General features: G+C 71.3%; 17 protein-coding genes. 6 read left to right on the top strand and 11 right to left on the bottom strand.

The genetic code is table 11. The annotated features are described in order from the left end of the window. Positions 1–2,526, bottom strand: coding sequence for a bifunctional lysylphosphatidylglycerol flippase/synthetase MprF (locus I5Q34_RS09405; protein WP_199891731.1), 2,526 nt, complete (start codon positions 2,524–2,526; stop codon positions 1–3). 36 nt (positions 2,527–2,562) lie between these two features. Beyond that, positions 2,563–3,894, bottom strand: a complete 1,332-nt coding sequence (locus tag I5Q34_RS09400; protein ID WP_199891730.1) for an esterase family protein — start codon at positions 3,892–3,894, stop codon at positions 2,563–2,565. A 211-nt stretch (positions 3,895–4,105) separates the two neighbouring features. On the opposite strand from I5Q34_RS09400, the gene I5Q34_RS09395 reads away from it, so the two are divergent. Further along, positions 4,106–6,253: a hypothetical protein gene (locus I5Q34_RS09395; protein ID WP_234428631.1), complete on the top strand. Its 2,148-nt coding sequence runs from the start codon at positions 4,106–4,108 to the stop codon at positions 6,251–6,253. Positions 6,254–6,742: 489 nt separating this feature from the next. Here I5Q34_RS09395 and I5Q34_RS09390 read toward each other — a convergent pair whose 3' ends face one another. Both I5Q34_RS09390 and I5Q34_RS09385 read right to left on the bottom strand, forming a co-directional pair. Next, positions 6,743–6,964 carry a DUF397 domain-containing protein gene (locus I5Q34_RS09390; protein WP_199891729.1) on the bottom strand — a complete coding sequence of 74 codons (222 nt, stop codon included), beginning with the start codon at positions 6,962–6,964 and terminating at the stop codon, positions 6,743–6,745. Further along, a complete protein-coding gene (locus tag I5Q34_RS09385) occupies positions 6,951–7,838 on the bottom strand; it encodes a helix-turn-helix transcriptional regulator (RefSeq protein WP_199891728.1) in 888 nt (295 codons plus the stop codon). The genes I5Q34_RS09390 and I5Q34_RS09385 overlap by 14 nt, the downstream gene beginning before the upstream one ends. Before the next feature lie 393 nt (positions 7,839–8,231). On the opposite strand from I5Q34_RS09385, the gene I5Q34_RS09380 reads away from it, so the two are divergent. Continuing rightward, positions 8,232–8,447, top strand: a complete 216-nt coding sequence (locus I5Q34_RS09380) for a hypothetical protein (RefSeq protein WP_199891727.1) — start codon at positions 8,232–8,234, stop codon at positions 8,445–8,447. A gap of 16 nt (positions 8,448–8,463) precedes the next feature. Here the strand turns inward: I5Q34_RS09380 and I5Q34_RS09375 are convergent, their stop codons facing one another. The 3 genes from I5Q34_RS09375 to I5Q34_RS09365 are packed head-to-tail and all read right to left on the bottom strand — an operon-like array spanning position 8,464 to position 12,246. Next, positions 8,464–9,657, bottom strand: coding sequence for a wax ester/triacylglycerol synthase domain-containing protein (locus tag I5Q34_RS09375; protein ID WP_199891726.1), 1,194 nt, complete (start codon positions 9,655–9,657; stop codon positions 8,464–8,466). Further along, a complete protein-coding gene (locus I5Q34_RS09370) occupies positions 9,602–11,266 on the bottom strand; it encodes a prenyltransferase/squalene oxidase repeat-containing protein (protein ID WP_199891725.1) in 1,665 nt (554 codons plus the stop codon). The genes I5Q34_RS09375 and I5Q34_RS09370 overlap by 56 nt, the downstream gene beginning before the upstream one ends. Beyond that, positions 11,266–12,246, bottom strand: a complete 981-nt coding sequence (locus I5Q34_RS09365) for a terpene synthase family protein (protein WP_199891724.1) — start codon at positions 12,244–12,246, stop codon at positions 11,266–11,268. Before I5Q34_RS09365 ends, I5Q34_RS09370 begins: the two co-directional genes overlap by 1 nt. Positions 12,247–12,387: 141 nt before the next feature. Between I5Q34_RS09365 and I5Q34_RS09360 the strand changes: the two genes are divergently transcribed. Continuing rightward, positions 12,388–13,005: a hypothetical protein gene (locus I5Q34_RS09360; protein WP_199891723.1), complete on the top strand. Its 618-nt coding sequence runs from the start codon at positions 12,388–12,390 to the stop codon at positions 13,003–13,005. 318 nt (positions 13,006–13,323) lie between these two features. On the opposite strand, the gene I5Q34_RS34560 is transcribed toward I5Q34_RS09360, so the two are convergent. Together I5Q34_RS34560 and I5Q34_RS09350 are read right to left on the bottom strand one after the other, a co-directional pair. Beyond that, positions 13,324–13,542 (bottom strand): hypothetical protein, encoded by a 219-nt coding sequence (locus I5Q34_RS34560; protein WP_234428694.1) that lies wholly within the window; start codon positions 13,540–13,542, stop codon positions 13,324–13,326. Between the two features lie 86 nt (positions 13,543–13,628). Further along, positions 13,629–14,300: a M20 family metallopeptidase gene (locus tag I5Q34_RS09350; protein WP_234428630.1), complete on the bottom strand. Its 672-nt coding sequence runs from the start codon at positions 14,298–14,300 to the stop codon at positions 13,629–13,631. A 135-nt stretch (positions 14,301–14,435) separates the two neighbouring features. Here I5Q34_RS09350 and I5Q34_RS09345 point away from each other — a divergent pair, with 135 nt between their 5' ends. Genes I5Q34_RS09345 through I5Q34_RS09335 form a run of 3 tightly spaced genes read left to right on the top strand, consistent with a single transcriptional unit; the run spans position 14,436 to position 17,642 of the window. After that, on the top strand, positions 14,436–15,593 hold the full coding sequence (locus I5Q34_RS09345; RefSeq protein ID WP_199891722.1) for a glycosyltransferase: 1,158 nt from the start codon (positions 14,436–14,438) through the stop codon (positions 15,591–15,593). Positions 15,594–15,603: 10 nt separating this feature from the next. After that, positions 15,604–16,614 carry an SDR family NAD(P)-dependent oxidoreductase gene (locus I5Q34_RS09340; protein ID WP_199891721.1) on the top strand — a complete coding sequence of 337 codons (1,011 nt, stop codon included), beginning with the start codon at positions 15,604–15,606 and terminating at the stop codon, positions 16,612–16,614. A gap of 14 nt (positions 16,615–16,628) precedes the next feature. Further along, the gene (locus I5Q34_RS09335; protein WP_234428629.1) at positions 16,629–17,642 is read left to right on the top strand and encodes an esterase family protein; all 1,014 of its coding nucleotides are present in this window, start codon (positions 16,629–16,631) and stop codon (positions 17,640–17,642) included. A 1-nt stretch (position 17,643) separates the two neighbouring features. Here I5Q34_RS09335 and I5Q34_RS09330 read toward each other — a convergent pair whose 3' ends face one another. Continuing rightward, positions 17,644–18,072, bottom strand: a complete 429-nt coding sequence (locus I5Q34_RS09330; protein WP_199891719.1) for a nuclear transport factor 2 family protein — start codon at positions 18,070–18,072, stop codon at positions 17,644–17,646. Positions 18,073–18,108: 36 nt separating this feature from the next. Beyond that, on the bottom strand, positions 18,109–19,626 hold the full coding sequence (locus tag I5Q34_RS09325) for an NAD(P)/FAD-dependent oxidoreductase (protein WP_199891718.1): 1,518 nt from the start codon (positions 19,624–19,626) through the stop codon (positions 18,109–18,111). Between the last annotated feature and the right edge of the window lie 50 nt (positions 19,627–19,676).

Raw genomic sequence — 19,676 nt, 5'->3', positions numbered from 1 at the left:
TCACCCCCCGAACTGCCGCATCAACCGCACCCCTTGCCCTGCCGTCATGTGCGGCAGGTACGCCTTCCCGATCGCCCGCGTGATCGCCGGCAGCGCCGCCGGGTCCGGGTACACCATGTACATCGGCCGGTACTCCGGCTGGAACTTCGCCTTGAAGTTCAGCAACGACCGGAAGCCGTACACCGGTTCCAGCACCTTTCCCGCGTAGTCCAGCATCCGCTGGAGCGCCGCCGGGGGCTCGCCCGTCGCCTTGCGGGCCAGGGGCGCGCCCGAGAGGCTCACGAAGCGGGCACCCTCCTCCTTGAAACCCAGGGCGGCCGAGGCGATGAGGAACTCCATCGAGCCGCGGAAGCCGCTCGCCCGGCGGCGCATGAAGTCCAGGGTCCAGCCGACCGGTTGACCGGATTCGTGCACCGGCATCCAGCTCGTGATGCCGTGGACGGTCCGGTCGCCGTCGACGGCGATGAGGCAGCGGACCGCGGGGTCGTCGAGTTCGTCCAGGCCGCCGAGGGTGAAGCCCATCTCGGGCAGGCCCTTGTCGGCGACCCATTCCTCGCTGATGCCGCGGATCTGGTCGGTGAGGGCGACGGGGGCTTCGCGGAAGGACCACCACTCGGCCGAAATGCCTTCTTTCTTGGCCTTGTTGAGGGCGGTGCGCACGTCCTGCCACTTCTTGCCGGTGAAGGCGAGGCCGGGCAGGGGGACGACGGTGTCCTCGGCGACCTGGACCGAGCGCCAGCCCAGGGCCTCCGCCGCGGCCCGCGTCTCCTCGCCGACGCTGTAGAGGCACGGCGTCCAGCCGCGTTCGTCGCAGAAGCGGGAGAAGCCGGCGACGGCGTCGGCGCGGGCGCCGGCGGCGCCGAAGGGGTCGGTCGTGGTGAGGGCCACGGTGGTGACGACGCGGTAGGCGACGGCGGCGCGGCCGTTCCCGTCGAACCAGTAGTAGTTGCCGTCCCAGGTGGTGATGTGGCCGAGGTTGGAGGGGCTGCCCTCGGCGACCAGCAACTCCCGCGCGCGGACGGCCGCGTCGGCGTCCGTGTGCAGCCGGGGGCGGCGGAAGGTGACCAGCAGCGCGATCAGGGCCACCAGCCAGAACAGCAGGCCGCAGTACTGGTAGAGGGCCTTCGCCGTCCCTCCGACGGGCACCGGCCAGTCCGCGAAGTACCCGAGGAACGCGGGCGGGAGGAACTCGGAGACCAGCCCGCCGAAGAGCTGCCCGGCGCTCGCCGGGGGCCGGTACTGGTCGCGGACGGCCAGCCCGATGCCCACGTACGCGGCGCACGCCAGCAGCAGCGTCCCCCCGACGACCGCGCCGAGCTTGCGCACCGCGGACCGCGGCAGGCGCAGGTCGAAGCGGCGCCGGGTGACCAGCAGGAGCACCAGGACCAGGAACGGCAGCAGCATCTGCTCGGCGAAGTACTGGATGAAGTCGGCGTGTTCGGCGGGCAGCGCGCCGTAGGCGGTGGGGTTGGCGAGGAAGTCGTGCAGCCAGTAGGCGAAGAGGGCCATCCAGGCCAGGTGCAGCAGCACCGCGAGTGTCCAGGCGAGCCGCCGGCCGCGGCGCAGTCCCTCGGCGAGGACGAGCAGGATCACGGGGACGACGACGGCCGTGGCGACGGCGGGCGAGTCGTAGAAGTCCCGCAGGGCGTGGGCGGCGTCGCAGTCCAGGGCGGACTGGGCGCAGGCGTCCTTGACGTCCTCGGCGCCGGGCCGGGTGGAGACGTAGAGGTCGTTGAAGGTGCTGAACGGGCCGTAGGAGTCCTGGTAGAGGATGGCGATCATCGGCCCGATCGCGGAGGCGGCGACGACGAGGGCGACGAGCACCCGCGCCTCGGTGTGCGAGGCGTTGCGCGGCCACAGGGGCCCGCGCCGCCGGTGCAGGGCGGCGCCGATCGCGAGGCCGACGACCGCGCCGCCCAGGCGCAGGACGCCCTGGAGGTGGCCGACGTACAGCGACATGACGAGCGCGAACGCGACGATGCCGAGCCGGGTGCGGCGCCGCCACAGCGCGGTGAGCCGGTAGCTGAGGACGCCGCCGACGGCGAGGGCGCCGATGGTGGGGGTGACGGTGAGGTCCTCGGTGAGGCTGGCGAGCCACTGTTCCCCGGCGGCGGAGCCGAGTTCGACCATGCCGATGCCCAGGAGGCTGCCGAGGATCTGCCCGCCGAGCAGGGTGGCGGCGGTGCGGGCGACGCCGAGGCGGCGCTCGGCGGGGGTGACGAGCAGCAGGACGAGGACGGTGGCCGCGAGGTAGCCGCCGAGGCCGGGGCACCAGAGGAGCGAACTGGCGGGCGTCCACCAGCGGCCCTCGGTCAGCGCGGGCACGCCGACGCCGACGCTCTCCATCCGGCGCCGGCTCGGTCCGGAGCCCAGGGAGTGGGTGACGGCGCCGACGATCCACAGGACGGCGAGGAAGGCGAGGGTGAAGGGGGCGTGGCGCACGGGGGCGAGCACGCGGTCGAGGGTGATCCGCCAGCGGTGGCGGCGGTCGCCGACGGCGGGCGTCTCCGCGGGTGCGGTGCTCATGGGATCATCCCCGTGTTCATGGGACCATCCTCGTGCTCATGGGACCATCCCCGTCTGCCGGGCGATCCACGGGAGTTGCTTCTCCAGTCCGGGCCGCCAGACCTGCCAGCTGTGGCCGCCGGGGAGTTCGACCCACTCGGCCTTCATCCCGGCCGCGACGGCGGCGTCGTAGACCTTGCGCTGCTGCGGCCGGTAGGTGCTGTCGGAGCGGCCGGCGACGAACGCGGCCCGGGTGTCGGGGAAGCGTTCGCGGGCCATGACGTCGAGGGGGTTGACGTGTTGGTAGGCGGCCACGTCGCCGCCGAAGGCCTTGTCGATGGTCTTGGTCCGGCTGCCGAGGGTCGGCGCCTGCTGGCCGGCGATGTCGTTGATGACGCCGTACACCCGGGGCGCATTGACGCCGAGCTGGAGGGAGCAGGTGCCGCCGAAGGAGATGCCGGAGATCACCCAGGACGTGCGGGCGGCGGGGACCTGGAGGTGGGCGCGGATCCAGTCGGGGACGTCGGTGGCGAGGTAGGTCTGGACGTTGCCGAGCCGGGAGTCCATGCAGAGGGTGTTGGCGAACTGCGAGCCGAGGGGGTCGGCGACGACGACCACGGGGGCGAGTCCCCGGTGGGCGGCGGCGAAGGTGTTCATCATGTCCACCAGCCGGCCGGAGTTGATCCAGTCGTCCGGGGAGCCGGGCTGCCCGGCCAGGAGGACGATCACGGGCAGCAGGGGGCGCGGACTCGTCCGGTAGGCGGGCGGCAGGTAGATGTACGCGTCGCGGGCCCGGAAGCCGGATTTCGCGCCCGGGATCGCCGACCGGGAGAGGGTGCCGTCCTTGGGCAGGTCCGGGGGCGGGCGCCAGACGTCGGAGAGGGTCTTGCCCGGCGGTACGGCGAGGGTCGGCCCGGCCGTGCCCGTCGCGTCGCTCAGCTTCGTGGTCTTGGTGAGCCAGGTGTTGAGGGCGGAACGGGCCGTCGGGTACTGGTCGAAGTGGCGGTTGATCTGCGAGGCGCCGAGGAGGACGACGAGCAGTCCGCAGAGCGCGGCCCCGGCCCAGTAGCGGGGGCGAAGGAGCGGGATCCGGAAGAGCGCGAGGCAGATGCCGAGGACCGCGACGCCCGTCCACAGGACGACGCCCGCGGGCAGCGGGTCGGGGAAGGGCTGCAGCCAGTCGTCCACGGCCCACCGCAGGGCCATGGTGACCAGCACGGCGAGCAGCACGGCGGCGGGTGCCCAGCGGGTCCACCACCGGCGCCGGCGGGAGAACAGGAGCACCGCCAGGGCGGCGAGGCCCAGGACCATGAGGACGACCGGAATCCATCCGGTCACCAGCGACCAGTCCAGGGGGCCCGCCGCGATCACCGCGTGCGTGATCACCATGTCAAGCAAAATGCTACGTAACCGGGTGGAACCGGCAACTCGGCGGGCGTCTGCGGGCCCGTACTCCCGCGTCCGAAAACGGCCGTTCCCGGCCCCCGCGAACCCGCCGGAAGTCTTACGTCCGGCCGCTTTCCCGACAGAATCGCGGGCATCGCCCGAACCATCGGGCCCGGACCACCGGGATCCTGGGAATCAGGGGGGAAGCAGAAGCATGCGACGCGACGGAATGAGCCGCAGAGGTGTCCTGCGCGCGGGGCTGGGGATCGGCGGAGCGGCCTGGGCGGCGGGCGCGCTGCCGCTGCCGCCCCCGCCTGATCCGCTGAGGATCGACCGGGCCGCCTGGGCCGCGCCCGCCGTGACGCAGGGCGTCTTCCCGGACTGGGCCCGCTTCGCCCGGATCGCGGACGGCACCTTCGACGACGACGCCGAGCCCGCGCAGTTGAAGCCGGTGATCAACACCCTCAAGGCGCAGAACGTCAGCGTCGTCGAGGTCGACACCGTTCTGTCCAACTGGCTGACCCAGGCCGAGTTCGACGCCCACATGAAGACGGTCAGGACCTTCACCGAGCTCGCGCACGCGGCCGGGATCCGCGTCGTCATGTACTACCCGTCCCTCGAACTCATCAGCGTGGGCGGCGAGAAGGGACGGTCCTTCTACAAGAACGACAACGGCAAGGCGTGGGTGCAGCGTTCCCTCGACGGCCAGGACAACGTCTTCTACGGCAGCCTCGTCGTCTGGGTGGACCCCGGCGACGAGAGCTGCTGGCTCAGCCCCAACTCCCCCTGGCGGGACTACTACCTCGCCCGTATCAAGTCCCTGGCCACCACCGGCGTGGATGCCATCTGGCCGGACGTCCCCATCTACTTCGACGGCAAGGCGAGTTGGTTCGACGCCTCCACCTGGGCGGCCGCCGCCTTCAAGGCCGACACCGGGCTGCCGCTGCCGAGGAACGCCGACTTCGGCGACACCACGTTCCGCCGCTTCGTCGAGTGGCGCCACCGCAACCTCAACCAGTGGCAGCTCGACATCGCCGCCGCCGGCCGGTCCGTCAACAAGGATCTGGTCACCTTCGTCGAGACCGTGAGCATGGACTACCAGTACGCCACGTCCATCGGTCTCGACGGCGCCTACCTGCGCCACGCGGAGAACGTCAGCCACGCCTGGGAAGTCGACATTCTCAGCAACTACGACGGCATGCGGCACGCCACAGCGTCCGACTGGACGTGTCTGATCTCCATGTACAAGTACGCGCGGGCCGCCAGCGGCACCAAGCCCGCCTGGGCGTTCTCCTACGGCTGGAAGGCGGACGACGCCTCGCTGGTGATGGCCCAGTTGCTCGCCACGGGCTGCAACCCCTACGAGGTGAAGAGCCCGTTCAAGAACGACACCACCGACGCGACGATGCGCACCCGCATGTACGGCTTCGTCGCCGCCCACGAGCGGAAGCTCTTCGCCGCCGCCCCGGCCGCCGAGGTCGCCGTCTACCACTCCACCGCCTCGCGCGACTACGTCAGCCCCTCGGCCGGCACCGGCATGTACGTCAACGACAAGAAGCCGTCCGGGGTGAAGGAGTGGTGGAGCGAGAGCACCCCCGAGGACAGCTGCGCCACGATGCCCTGGCTCGGCGAGTTCCGGGGGACGGTCAAGGCGCTGGTGTACGGGCACATCCCGTTCAACACCGTGGTCAGCGTGGGCCTTTCGGCCGCCGACCTCGCGCCGTACAAGGTGCTGATGCTCCCCAACCTCCAGGCGGTCTCCGACGCGGAGGCGGAGGTGCTGCGCGGGTACGTGGCGGGCGGCGGGACGGTGGCCGTCACCGGGCCGGCGCCGACCGCGCTGGACGAACTCGGCGCCTCGCGAGCGGAGTTCGCCCTCGCAGACGTCCTCGGCTTCCGCCGCAAGGACCCCGTCCCCGCCGCCCATCAGAACCGCTTCGGCGCGGGCACCTGCTTCTACTTCAAGGACCTCTTGGGCAAGTCCTTCCTCACCGCCACCGGCCAGGCGGACGCGGCGCAACTCCTCGCGCCGGTACGGGCCGTGGCCCCGCCACCGGTCACCCTGTCCAGCGGTGACCGCCGGATCTATCTGGAGGCGGGCCGCCTCGGCGACGACACGGTCGTCCAGCTGGTCAACTTCACCTGCTTCGGCGACACGCCGGCCGCGTTCGCGACGACTCCGGCCGCGTGCGCGGTGTCGGTGACCGTCCCCGAGGGCAAGCGGGTGACGGCCGCGACCGTCGCCTCCCCGGACGGGACGTCGCCGGCGCCGCAGCCGGTGACGTGGACGACGTCGGGGGCCACGGCGACGGTCGCGGTGACGGTGGCGCAGTACGCGCTGCTGACGGTGACGGTGGAGTAGGGCGCGTCACGGCTCAGGGGGCGGGGAAGACGACGGCGCCCCGTTGGGTGGTGCGGCGGGGATTTTGGTGTTGCCCCTGTTCATGGAACGGTCCTCGCGCGGCTCCGGCTGCCCGGCCGTGGGGCGGCATGGTGCGTGGCCGGCCGGCCGTTTCGTCTCGGGCCCTCCGGGCCCAAAGCTGCGGGCTACGGCGAGGGGGGCGGCCGGTTGCCCCGCGCTGCCGCGTGCGGGTGGCCTTCGGCAGATGCCCGAGGGGCGCGTGGGCTGAGCGGGGCGCTCTGAAAGCGGTGTGGGGGCCGAGTACCGGGTTGCGATTGCCCGGGAGCCGGGTGCGGGATCGCGACCCGCCCCACGCCGGCAGCCGTGTCCCCGGAGGGGCGGGGTGCCCGTGTGGTCGTTGACCTTGGATTGCGGGCGATTTGGTCGTGAGGAGCGAGCCGTCCGCCGCCGCCCATGAACCAAATCGCCCGCTACTTCGCACCCCGACGGCTACACCACTCGGCGGGACGCGATCGGGAATACCCCGCCCCCTATGCCCGCGACGAACGCGGCCCAGGCGGGTATCGCGAAGGCCACGGACGGCCCTTCCCTGTCCTTGCTGTCGCGGACGGGTATGAGGCCGGGGAGGTCGCCCGAGACTTCGAGGCACGCCCTTTCCCCGTTGCTGTAGCTGGATTTGAACCACTTCGCGCGAGTGTCAACCTTCTGCATATTTCCCCGCCATTTCCATGATGAGGTGCTTCGACTCGTTCTCGTCCAGCGCTGTATGCCAGATATCCTTGAAAGCCCGGTCGTACCGCTCCAACTCGGCTGGTTTGTCGAGGTAGAGAGCTCCTGTGAATCCCTCCGCATACACGGTGGACGGCTCCACCTCCCTGCCTTCGCCGTTGCACGGGAACCGCAGGATGCCGAACATCCCTGAGAGCGCGCCCATGTGAAGACCGGCATTGAACGGGACCACCCGGATCGCCACATTGGGCAGGCCGGAGACATCTGCCAAGTGCTTGAGCTGTTCCACCATCATGGTGTGCCCACCGACCGGACGCCTCAACACACTTTCACTCACCACGGCACTGAGCTGCACCGGCTTGAAGAACCTGCTGAGGAGCACCTGCCTGGCCATACGAAGTTGCACCCGGCGCTCGACCTCGTCCGGGCCCTCATCGGGCAAATGAGCACTGATGATGGCGCGTGCATAGTCGGGCGTCTGGAGCAGCCCGGGAACCAGGTCACTCTCGTACCAGTCCAGCCTTTCGGTCGCCTCCTCCAACCCGATGAACAGGTCGAATCCCTCGGCGATGACATCCCCGTAGGCATGCCACCACCCCTTCGCCTTCGTCTCCTTGGCCAGCGCTTTGAGCGCCTTGGTGACGCCGCCCGAAGCTCCGTACACCTTGCACATGACCTCGACGTCGACACTGCGCAACGACGTCTGCCCCGTCTCGATGCGCCAGATGGTCGCCTCCGCCCGCTCCAGCTCACGCGCGGCGGCACGCACCGTGAGCCCCGCCTGGTTCCGGAGATCACGCAGGTACCGGCCGAGCTGCCGACGCGGCACGGTTGACCCCGTGGGTCCGTCCGACATCCTCATTTCCTCGTCTCCGCCTTTGTGTGAAGGACTTACGGCCCGCGAAATGTAGGACCAGGAACACCCGCTCCGCAACTGGCGTCAATCTCCCGTGAGTTACCCGCTGAAGTATTGCAAGCCGCTGCTCCGCAAGGGCAATCTGAACGCCCGAACCCCGCCACGTGCGACGCAACCGGAAAGGCTCGCCATGAACACGCCCGAACCGCCACCGAATTACCCGCCTGGAACCTGGATTGTGGACATTCGAACGAACAAACTCGGTCGCTGCATGGACAAATACGGCCCCCACATCCAACTCCGAGCACCACGAGGCGGTCGTGAATGGGACGCCCCACCGAACGCTCTCCGTCCGGCCCACGCCGACGAGCTGAACCGGGAGGGGATCCCCTCGTGCTGATCCCTCCCCTGATGGCCGACCTCCCCGAGGTCATCCCTCTCCCCCACAGCAGCGGCCCGCCCGCCATGCCGGCCCCGGCCGAGGGCTGCGCGGTGTGCCGCCACCTGGACAAGGCCAGGCGAGCAGTGGACCCGGGCAAGGACCCGGCGAAAGCCCTCCGCTTCGGCGAGGCGTATATGAGCCACTGGCTCACCCGGCACACGGCGTAGGCGGACTTACCGTGTGTCAGTCCCGTCCGGGTGCCGGGGCGGACTGGGGGAAGGTCCGCTCCCAGAGGGCCGGGAGACGGTCGAGCCCCGGGAGCGCCTTGTCGGTCACGAAGTAGACGCTGGTGGTGCCGTTGTAACTGCAGGCGGCGATCGACACGGGGTGGTGGCGGGGCAGCCAGGTGAATCCCTGGACGTGGCTCGCACGGGCGCCGCGGAAGTCGAAGGGCCGGCGAAGGTCGATGTAGGAGGTGTCGATGACGGCCCGCGAGGGGGTGGCGAGTCTGCCGGCGATCATGTGGAAGGCGCGGGCGGGAATGCGGTCCGTGATCGCGCGCAGGGCCGCGCGCTGCGCCGGGCCTTTCGGCCCACGGGTGGCGGCGATAACGGCGTCCAGACGGGCGGCCGGGTCCGACAGGTGGGTCGGCAGGGGAACGCGGGAGAACGTGAACGCGTTTCCGAGGCGATGCCGTTCGCCGGGGCGTCTCAGGTCGACCATCATCAGGGCGGGCACGGGCCCGGCCGGCATCCGTGGCCGGTGTGCACCGCTCCACGTCCGCAGCGCGCCGGCGAGTGCGGCGAGAACGACGTCGTTGCCGCTGCCGCCATGTGCGTTCCCGGTGGCGCGCAGGACGTCGGTGGGCACGTGCGCCCAGGCGCTGACGCGATCGCCGCGCAGGGGCTGCGCGGGGTCGTCCCAGAGGTTGTTCGCGGCGAGAGTCCCGAGCATTCCCTTGAGAACACGTGTGTAGTTGCCGAGAGTTGGCCGGACGTGGCAGGCGGTGGCTTCCTGCGGGGAGGTGGAACCGAACAGCTCGTAGAGGACGTTGAATACGCCGATCCCGTCCTGGGTGGCGTGGTGCGCCCGGTAGCAGAGGGCAAAGCGGTCCGGTGCGTAGCCGTGCAGCAGCCACAGGTCCCACGGCGGGCCGTCGTCGGGGAGCGGGTGGGTCAGCAGCTCCCGCACCGCGTGGTCCAGGCTCGACGTGCCGGGCCGGATCCGGCGTTCGCGGACCCGGCGGCCGAGGTCGGGGGCCGGGTGGTGGGACCAGCGGGCCCTGAGGCCGGGGCCCTTGAGGCAGTGCGTCAGGGGCGGCAGCCGGCCGAGGTGGTCACCGACGTGGGTGAGCAGGTCGGCGAGCGGTGGGGCGGCGCCTTCAAAATGCAGGATGGCCCCGATCACCAGGGACAGCGAGGGTTGGCTCTGGGCCATGGTGTGCATGGTCAGATCCATGGGCGTGGGGCGGGTGGGAAGGGGCACGGCGGCTTCCTCCGGGCTGGATACGGCGGGTGAGGTGTCCGAGGGCGAGAAGGGCGAAGATGTCGGCGAGCACGGGGATGGTGAAGCCGAACGGACGGGGCCCCACGGAGTCCGGGACACTGGCGACCGACCCGTCGGGGCGCTGCTGGGCGAGTAGGTGGGCGACACCTCGTACGGCCGGTCCGGGTTCCCTGTGGCGGCTGAGAGTGATCAGGGCATAGGCCGTGCTCAGGGCGTCACTCCGGGCGCCGTCCTGTTGGCCCCAGCCTCCGTCGGCGTTCTGGGAGGCCAGGACGAGGCGCCCGGCCCGTCGGCCGATCCGGCGCGCCGAGCCGTCGCGGGCGCGGGGATGGCGAGCGGCGGCGAGAGTGGCCCGGAAGACGGTGTGCAGGCGGCTGCGGCTCCAGTCCGGCGGGAAGGACCCGTCCGCGTTCTGCTGGGAAGCGAGGAAGCCCAGCGCGTCGGCGACGGCGGTGCGCTGTTCGGGGCCCCGGGTGCTGAGGGCGTTGACGGCGGCCGCGGTCATGCAGGCTTCGGACGGGGCCCCGGACACGTAGGTGGGGTATCCGCCGTCCTGCCCGCGCAGGGTGTTCAGAGCCGCCAGCCCTCGGCGGATCGGGGCGTGGTGGGCGCGCGGGTCGGTCAGGTGGAGGACTTCGACGGCGACCGAGGTGCAATCCACATCCGCGAGCCGGGCGCGTTCGGAGAAGGACCAGCCTCCGCCAGGCTGTTGAAGACGCAGCAGCCGTCCGGCGACGGCGGTCAGATCGGATCGGGGGGCCGCGGCGGCGTGCAGGGCGATACCGGCGGTGGCAGTCGCCCATGTGTCCTCCTCGCAGATGAACGGCATTCCGCCGTCGGGGCGTTGGTGTTCGAGGGCGGTGGCCACCCCGTCGGCGACGAGGCGTCCTTCCTCGGGCAAGGAGGCCAGGGCATGCAGTACGGACAGGTGGACAAGGATGTTGCCCTCCCACACGGTTCCGGCGCGCTGGGTGGAGCGGAGCAGGTCCAACTCCCGCTCGCTGACCGAGTGGAGCTGACCGCGGGCGTGGGCGAGGACGGCCTTGACCGCGGTGTTCTGTACGCGCGCCCAGGTGTGCAGGCCGTGCGGGGAGAACGCTTCGGGCGCTGGCGGCGGTGCGGTGGGGAGGGCGCCGGCCAGGAGCAGGACCATGTCCAGGAAGGCCCGCTTGCGGAGGCCGGTGAAGTCCGGTGCCCGGGCGAGGAAGCGGTTCATGTCCGGCGGGCCGGTCTCCGTCGGGCGGCCACCGAGAACGGATCCGGTCAGCAGCCGGTCCAGCGGATCGGGCGAATCACGGTGTTCCGCAAGGTAGTTGGTGATGCGACGGCGGGCCGTGGGGTGACGGCCGGTCCGGTCCAGCAGCGCCAGCGTGAGGGCGGACTCGAGCACGCGGCTGCGGCACGGCTCACGGACGGCCCCGTCCGCGCCGACCCGGCTCCGGAGATGGACGAGGAGCCGGGCGGTGGCGGGCGCCAGGTCGGCCGGAAACACGTCGTCGGGCCAGTAGGGCAGACCGGTGGCCACCGGGACGACTCTCATCAGGAGTCTCGTTCCCGAGGCCGCGCGCTTCCGGTGAACGGTGGTGCCGCCGCGAACGGTCCACGAGGCGCGCCGGTGAAACGCCCGGACGCGGCCAGCCAGTTCAGAGTCGCCGCCGTGAGACGCTCCACGATCGCCGCATAGCGGCGCAGTCCCTCACGCTCGTCCCGTGGCAGGCCCGAGGCTGTGCGCAGGGCCGTCGCGGTGGCGCGGACGTCGTCGCGGCGCTTGTCGATCAGGGCTGCCACCCGGATTCGGGCCGCGGCGGCCGGAATGCCGGATTCCCTGGCGACGATCGCCACCAGGTTGTCCTGGCCCACGGCTGTGTCGTCGGCGGCCGAAACAAGGTCGTTCGCCCACCCCGCGACGTCGGCTGCGGCCCACCGCAGGTCCCGCACCCGGCTGTCCGCCGCGGTTTCCTCGGTCAGTGCGGCGCGACCGGTGCGTTCCAGGACGTCCAGCATCGGCTGCACGGTGATCGTGCGGCGCCGCAAGCGCACGTAAGCCTCCAGGGACAGCCGCACGCCGTCACGGCGCAGCGCGATCTCCTCCTCCGTGGCGTCGAGGAAGTCCAGGTAGTCGGCGGTGAATCGTTCCCGCCAGGCAGCGGGCATGCCTTCCGCCGTCCGCTCCCACAACCGCGCCAGTACCGCGGCGTGTGCGGCGGAGGGTCCGGACGGCGCGGCGGCACAGGTGAGAACGCGGCGCAGCGGAGCGGTGAACTTCTCGACCTCACCCGGGACGGTGCCCATGCCTGATCGGTCGATCCGGTCGTCCAGCCAGCAGATGAAGGCCGCCCAACGGGCCGTCAGCGCGACGTGTCCGGCTCGGCCGCCGGGCAGGGCGCCCTCGACCAGGAGATCCAGACGCATCGCGGCAAGCCGCCGCGCCTCCGCGGAATCGGTCACCAGGCCCGAGTCCCGTGCCCACAGCAGCAACTCGGCCGGGCCGCGCCCGGGAGCTGACGGAGAGCCAGACATGCCATCAATGTGCCAGCAGGTGCCCGCGTTCGCATGTGGTGAGCACCGGCCAACCCTCACCCGGTTGGCTCACTTCGTTTGCGGGCCGGTGCCGTGCTCACGAGGGTGGGAGGGGGCTCTGCCACGTGAGGACGGGCTGAAATGATCCGTATATCGGTAGTGCTCTTGACCATCGTGCTGACGGGAGCTGCCGTCGTCGGCCGCGCCCTCGGCGACGCCCGTATCCCCGTCACCCTGCCCGTGGCCGAAGGCGGCGGGGAGTGCGTCATGGCGTGGAGCAAACCGGGGGTGAGCTTTGTCCCGCTCACGCCCGGGACGAACCCGTCGTCCTATGCGTTTCCCAAGGTTTCCGGGACGGTGGAGGTCGACCTGGCGTACGCCACTGACCCCGTCAACCTGGCCGCGAGTATCCGCGCCGCCTTGGCCGCCGACGGCGGCTTCTCCCTCACCGACGCCTCCGGGCACTCTCTCCAGGTGTCCGATCCTCAGGTGAGCCTGCCCTCGGGCGAGAGCACCTTCCTGGTGAAGACCTCGGCCGACCCGTCGGGTACCCGCATGTCCATCTATGTGCCCTCCACGCCGCCCTCGCTCGTCCCCGAGGTGTCCACAGCTCTTCTCCCCAAGCTCAAGGTCGGCGTCCCCGCGACGAAGGTGAACGCGACACAGGACTTCGCCGATGCGCTGAACAGCGCCTTCGGGCCCGGCAGCGCGTCGGCCGGCGCATGGTTCGCCACCTGCTCCGGTTCGTTGAGCTCCTGAACGGGGCCAGGCGGGCGGTGGGCCCGGACGACGCCCCGGCGAAAGCCCGTCGCCTCGCCGAAGCCTTCATGAGCCACTGGCTCACCCGGCACACACCGCACGCGAACACCCCGCCGGCATGGCCACCGGCGCGAGGTAGCCCTCGACGGCCGGTGTAAACCCGCCACGACGGTCGGGAGTCCTCCTGGACAACGAACCCGACGAGAGGCGGAACCCCCATGGCCACATACGCGTTACCCCGCGCCCTGGTCACCCTGGCACTGGCGGCGACAGTCGCCGCGACCACGGCCGTCCCGGCTACCTCCGCACACACGTGAGTCAGTGACCGACCCGTCGCACGGGTGCCGGCACCGGACCGTCCACTGTCAACCCGTCCAGGACTGCCGTGCCTGTCTGGGCGATGCGGCCCTGGTCGAGGACGATGATGCGGTCGGCGAGGCGGGTGTTGGCCAGACGATGGGTGATGAAGACGGTCGCCCGGCCCTCCTTCGGATCGGTTGACCTGGAGGTGGTGCGGTGGTGCTGACTCCATGTCACCGCGTTCGACGGTCCGTTCCCAGAGACGGATGTGGGGACTTCCTGGGAGCGGATCTGAGACGTTCCTGGAACCCGGATGGCAGTTGTCAGCCGGCACGGAGGAGGCCGAGGACCGCCCGGTGATAGACGGCGTAGACCTGCGGCAGTTCGGCCAGACGGGCGCGCTCGTCGATGCCGTGCAGTCCCTCGTAGGCCAGGCCGAACCCGGCGGTGGCCGGGATGCCCTCGCCGGCCAGCAGGTTGCCGATGTTCGAGGGGCCCGCCGTCTTCGGCCGCACCGCCAGCCCCTCGGTGGCAGCGGCGTTCAGCAGAGCGGCGGCCGGCTGCTCGTGCGCCGCCAGACGGAACGGGGGCCAGCTGGCCACCGGGGTGATCCCGGTCGGCCGGGGAGCGGGCAGTTCCGCGTCGAGTTCGGCCACGGCCTTGCGCACCAGGGTCTCGGCGTCGTGCGCATCGAAGACCGGCGTGGTGCGCACGTCGACGTTGAGGTCGCACCGGTCGGGTGTGACGGAGAAGCCCTGGCCGCCGTGGATGGCGGTGACCGACAGCTTCGGTGGCAGCGGGAAGGGCGAGGTCCCGTTCACTCCGGGCAGTTCGGCGGCGTCCAGGAGGCGTACGAGGTGGGCAGCACGTGAGATCGCGCCGACAACAGTCCTGCCGGAACCGGAGTGCCCGGAGGGGGCGTGCACGGCGATGGTGGCCCGCCACAGGCCCCGGCCGCCGACCACGACCTCCTCCAGTCCCGGGCGGCGGGACATCCCGGCGCCCGCCGTTTTCGCGGCCGTCCGGCCATGAGACCCTGTCGCCGGTCATCGGCGAACCAGCAGGACCACCCCAAGGCCGACAGAACGCCCTCTTAAAACCCTCTTAGGACATTTCTCCACGCTGTGGCCATGGCTACAGCACACGACACCCTCTCGGTGGTCGTCGGGGCGGGCGGCACCGGCGGGCACATCTATCCGGGGCTGGCCGTCGCCGAGGCGCTGCGAAGAGCCGTGCCGGACGCGGTCATCAGCTTCGTCGGCACCGAGCGCGGGCTGGAAGGGCGGCTGATACCGGAGGCCGGTTACCGGCTGCACACGGTCGACATGATCCCCTTCGACCCGTCGCTCGGCGCCCGCCGGTTCCTGCTGCCCGCCGATCTGCTCCGCTCGGGCCTCCAGGCGCGGCGGGTGATCGAGGAGCAGGGCGCCCAGGTCGTCATCGGCATGGGCGGGTATCCGAGCGCGCCCGCCGTGCTCGGCGCGCGGCTCGCGGGGCGGCCCGCGCTGGTCCATGAGTCCAACGCCGTGCCGGGGCGCGCCAACCGCTTCGCGGCGACGCTGACCCCGCACGTGGCGCTCGCCTTCGACCGTACGCGCCGCCACCTGCCGGCCCGGACCGCCGAGCGGGCCCGGACCGTGGGCATGCCGCTGGTCGGCGCGGTGGCGGGGCTCGACCGGGCGGCCCGCCGGGCCCTGCGCGCCGACGCCCGGCGCGCCTTCGGCGTACCGCCACACGCGCGAGTCGTGCTGTTCAACGGCGGCAGCCTCGGCGCGGCCCGGCTCACCGAGGCCGCGGTCGGCCTGGCGCGGCGCTGGCGCGACCGGCCTGACGTGCATCTGGTGATCAAGACCGGGCCGGCGGCCCTGGCGGACGTACGGGCCCGGCTGGCAACGGGCACGGCCACGGCCGTCGGCTACCTGGACCGCATGGACCTCGCCTACGCGGCCGCGGACCTCATGGTGTGCCGCGCGGGCTCGGCGACGGTGGCCGAGCTGGCGGCCCTCGGGATGCCGGCCGTCCTGGTCCCGTACCCGCACGCCCCGCACGACCACCAGACCCACAACGCCCGGGTGCTGTGCGACACCGGCGCCGGGCTGCTGCTCCCGGACGGCGAGACCGACGGCGACCGGCTCGCGGAGCTGATCGGCCCGCTGCTCGCCGAGCCGGAGCGGCTGGCCGCGATGAGCGCCGCCGCCCGCCCCGGCACCCACGCGGCCGCCGCCGACCTGATGGCCGCCTGGGCGCTGCGCCTGGCCGGCCGCGCCCCTGCCCTGATGACGAGCTGAGAGGAAGAACATGAACGCGAGTGATTTCCGGACCGGTTGGCGCGACCGGACCGTCCTGGTCACCGGGGCCGAGGGATTCATCGGGTCGACGCTGGTCGACCTGCTGGTGGAGCGCGGGGCCCGGGTGCGCGTGCTGGCGCACTACAAGCCCTACGCCGAACGCGGCTACCTGGCCCGCCACTTCGGCCCGGACTCCCCCGTGGAGATCCTCGCCGGGGACGTGCGGGACGCGAACCGGGTGACGGACGCCGTCGCAGGGTGCGACACCGTCTTCCACCTGGCGGCGCTGATCGGCATCCCGTACAGCTACGCGGCTCCCGAGGCGTATGTGCAGACCAATGTGGCCGGTACGGAGAACGTGGCCGCGGCCTGCCGCCGGCACGGCGTGCGCCGCATGCTGCACACCTCGACCAGCGAGGTCTACGGCACGGCCCGGACCGTCCCGATCCGCGAGGACCACCCGCTGCAGCCCCAGTCGCCGTACTCCGCCTCGAAGATCGGCGCGGACATGCTGGCGCTGTCGTACGCGCACACCTTCGGCCTGCCGGTCACGGTCGTGCGCCCGTTCAACACGTACGGGCCGCGCCAGTCCGCCCGCGCCGTGATCCCCACGATCCTGGCCCAACTCCACTCCGGGGCCGAGGAGATCCGGCTGGGCTCGACCTCGCCCACCCGTGACTTCACCTACGTCACCGACACCGCGGAGGGCTTCCTGGCCCTCGCCGACTGCGACCGGGCCGTCGGCCACGCCGTCAACCTCGGCACCGGCCGCGAGATCTCCGTCGGCGACCTGGCCGGCTCGCTGATCCGGGCCTCCGGACGGGACGCGAAGGTCGTCGTGGACGAGACGCGGCTGCGGCCGGCCGGCAGCGAGGTCGAGCGGCTGCTCTCGGACAACTCCCGCGCCCGCGAATGGGCCGGCTGGAGCCCGCGGGTGGACCTGGAGGAGGGCCTCGCCCGCACCTCCGACTGGGTCAGGGACAACCTGCACCTCTTCGCCCCCGACCGCTACCAGGTATGAGCAGGAACGACGGCATGACGATTTCGTTCACCAAACGCCGGATATGGGCGGTGGCCTGCGTGGCCGCCCTGGCCCTGATCGCCTGGCCGGTGCTCCAATACTCCGGTGTCTTCTCCGACAAGGGCGACCCGATCACCTTCGGCGAGAACGGCGGCGCAGGCACCGGCGCCCACGGCACGCTGATGCCGACCGGCCCGAAGGCCGGCTTCCGGATCGCCAACACCGTGCAGGACGGCACCAAGATCGGCGTGGTGACCCTGGACGGCAAGAAGTCCGGCTTCAAGGGCAAGGTGTGGGTCTGGGCCCCGAAGCAGTACGACGACCCCAAGTACGCCGAGTCCGGTTTCCCGGTCCTGATCGCCCTGCCCGGCGGAAACGGCTACCCGGTCAACTACTGGATGGGAACGGACCTCAAGCTGCAGTCGTCGATCGCCCAGTGGTCGAAGGAGGGCAAGAGCCTGCCCTTCATCGTGGCGATGCCGGTGCTCAACCCGGACGACAAGAACTACTACGACGGCAGCGACATCCCCGGGCAGCCGAAGATGGGCACCTGGCTGACCGAGGACGTCCCGGACCTGATCAAGGCCAACTTCCGTACGCTGAAGCAGCGTGACGGCTGGGCCTTCATGGGTTCCTCCTCCGGCGCCTTCGCGGGGCTGAAGGCGGTGCTCAAGCACCCCGACAAGTTCAAGGCCGTGATCGCGTCGGGCCCGGACATCGTCCCCGACTCCCCGCTATGGGCAGGCCATTCGGAGGAGAAGGCCGCGAACGACCCGGAGGGGCTGGCGAAGCGGCTGACCGAGGCCAAGGGCCCCGACGTCTACCTCGCCTTCCAGGTCGGCACCAAGGAGCGTACGTCGATGAAGAACACCAAGGAATTCATCGCGTCGTACGGCGACAAGGGCCCCGTGCACACCATGCTGCGGGAGATCCCGGACGGCGAGCACAACGCCAAGACCTATGTGCCGAGCATGGGCATGGGCCCGATCCAGTGGATCAGCGAGCACATGACCGGGCCGACGCCGTGATCTAGCGATCCGCGGGTGCCGGCACCAGGCCGTCGGCTATCAGCCCGTCGAGGACCGCCTCGCCCAGCGCCCGCACGGCCGACTGCGGCCGGACCATGACGGTGAACTCCTTGATCCGGCCGTCCTCGTGGAAGTGCAGCAGGTCGATGCCGTGGATCTGCTTGCCGCCCACGACGGCGCGGAAGAGCAGGACCGCCGACGGGGACTCCGTCCCGTCGGCGGTCTCCGCGTTCCCGGTGTGGTGACCGATGTAACGGAAGTCCTGGAAGGTGCGCAGCAGGACGCCGAAGAGGCCCAGCACCATGGGCTTGCCCTCGAAGGGCGAGAACTTGACGGGGCTGTGGAAGCGGACGTCGTCGGTGAACAGGTCGTCGAGCGCGGTGGGATCGCGCCGGTCGACAGCGGCACGGAAGCGTTCTGCGGTGGTCATGACGCACCCCTCGTCATTCATGGAAGTGGGAAGTGACTACTCACTTCCATGAATAGCACGCCGGGTTTCTCCTGCGGAAGATGAGGGGAGCGCGACGGCCCCGGTCCGGCGAGGCGGAGTCGACCAGGAATAGGCGTCGGGCTCGAAGGAGCGCAGCCGTTCGACGAGCCGGCCCGTGGACCAGGGCCAGCAGAAGGTGTTCACCCCGGGCACACCGAAGTAATAGCCAGTGCCGTCCGCGGTGTTGTACACCGTGCTCCGCAACCCCGCGCGCAGGGCGGCACCGTGCGCCTCCTGGACCTCGGGCCGGACGTCGAGGGCGGTGTACCCGCCGGCGCGGAGGTGGACGAGGGCGCTGACGATGTGGTGGAGCTGGGCCTCCACGGCGGTGGGGACCGCGGTGGTGCCGGAGAACAGGTTCGGGCCCGGGAGCAGGAAGAGGTTGGGGTAGCCGCTGACGCCGGTGCCGAGGTAGGCGCGGCGGTCGTGCTCCCACGTCCTGGACAGGGCGGTGCCGTCGGTGCCGTGGAGGGCGAACGGCGCCTCGCCGATGTGGAAGCCGGTGGCGAGGACGACGACGTCGGCGCGGGCGCGGGTGCCGTCGGCGCCGATGACGTCCCGGCCCTGCACGGCGGTGGCCCGGGTGGGGTGGAGCCGGACGTTGGGCCTGGTGAGGGCCGGGTAGTACGTGTCGGAGGCGATGATGCGGCGAACTCCGAAGCGGTGGCGGGGAGTCAGCGCCCGGCGCAGGGCGGGGTCGCGGACGGATGCGCGCAGGTGGAGCCGCCCGAGGGCCTCCACGGAAGGGAGCAGCCGGGGGTGGCGCAGGAGGAAGCCGATGGCCTCCTGGGTCCAGTAGTGCTGGCCGCGGAGGGCGCGGTGCAACGCCGGGTGCCGGTGGAGGAACTGCGGCAGGGCGTAGTCGGGCTTGGGCAGGACCCATTGCGGCGTGCTCTGGAAGATCTCGACGCGGCCCGCCCCGGGCTGGATCTCGGGCACGAACTGCACGGCGGACGCGCCCGTGCCCACCACGGCGACGTGACGGCCGGTCAGGTCGACGTCGTGATCCCAGCGGGCGGAGTGGAAGACCGGGCCCGGGAAGGCATCCAGGCCGGGGATGTCCGGGTAACGGGGGCGGTTCCAGAGGCCGGTGGCCAGGACGACGGCCCGGGCGGTGCGGGTGCCCCCGGTGGTCCGCAGCGTCCAGTGGTGCGCGGCCGCGTCCCACCGCGCTTCCTGTACCTCCACGCCGTACTGGACAACCCGGTCCACACCGTGCTCCGAGGCGGTGGTCCGCAGGTAGTCCAGGATCTCGGACCGGGAGGCGAAGCACCTGCTCCAGGGGTGGGGGGCGAAGGAGTACTCGTACAGCACGGCCGGGACGTCGCAGCCGCAGCCGGGGTAGGTGTTGTCGCGCCAAGTGCCGCCCCCGCGGGCCGATTTCTCCAGCACGACGACGTCCTCGAAGCCGGCTCGGCGCAGGGCGATCACGGCGGCCGTGCCGGACAGGCCGGCCCCGATGACGACGACGTCCGTCGTGCCGTACCCGCCCATGGCATCGCCCCCTTGACTGCCCACTGGCCAAAGTAACAACGGGTGATACC

The sequence above is a fragment of the Streptomyces sp. AV19 genome (genome assembly GCF_015999245.1).
Taxonomy (GTDB): domain Bacteria; phylum Actinomycetota; class Actinomycetes; order Streptomycetales; family Streptomycetaceae; genus Streptomyces.
Note: the sequence above shows the minus strand (reverse complement) of the source record. Positions and strands in the feature narration are given on the sequence as shown.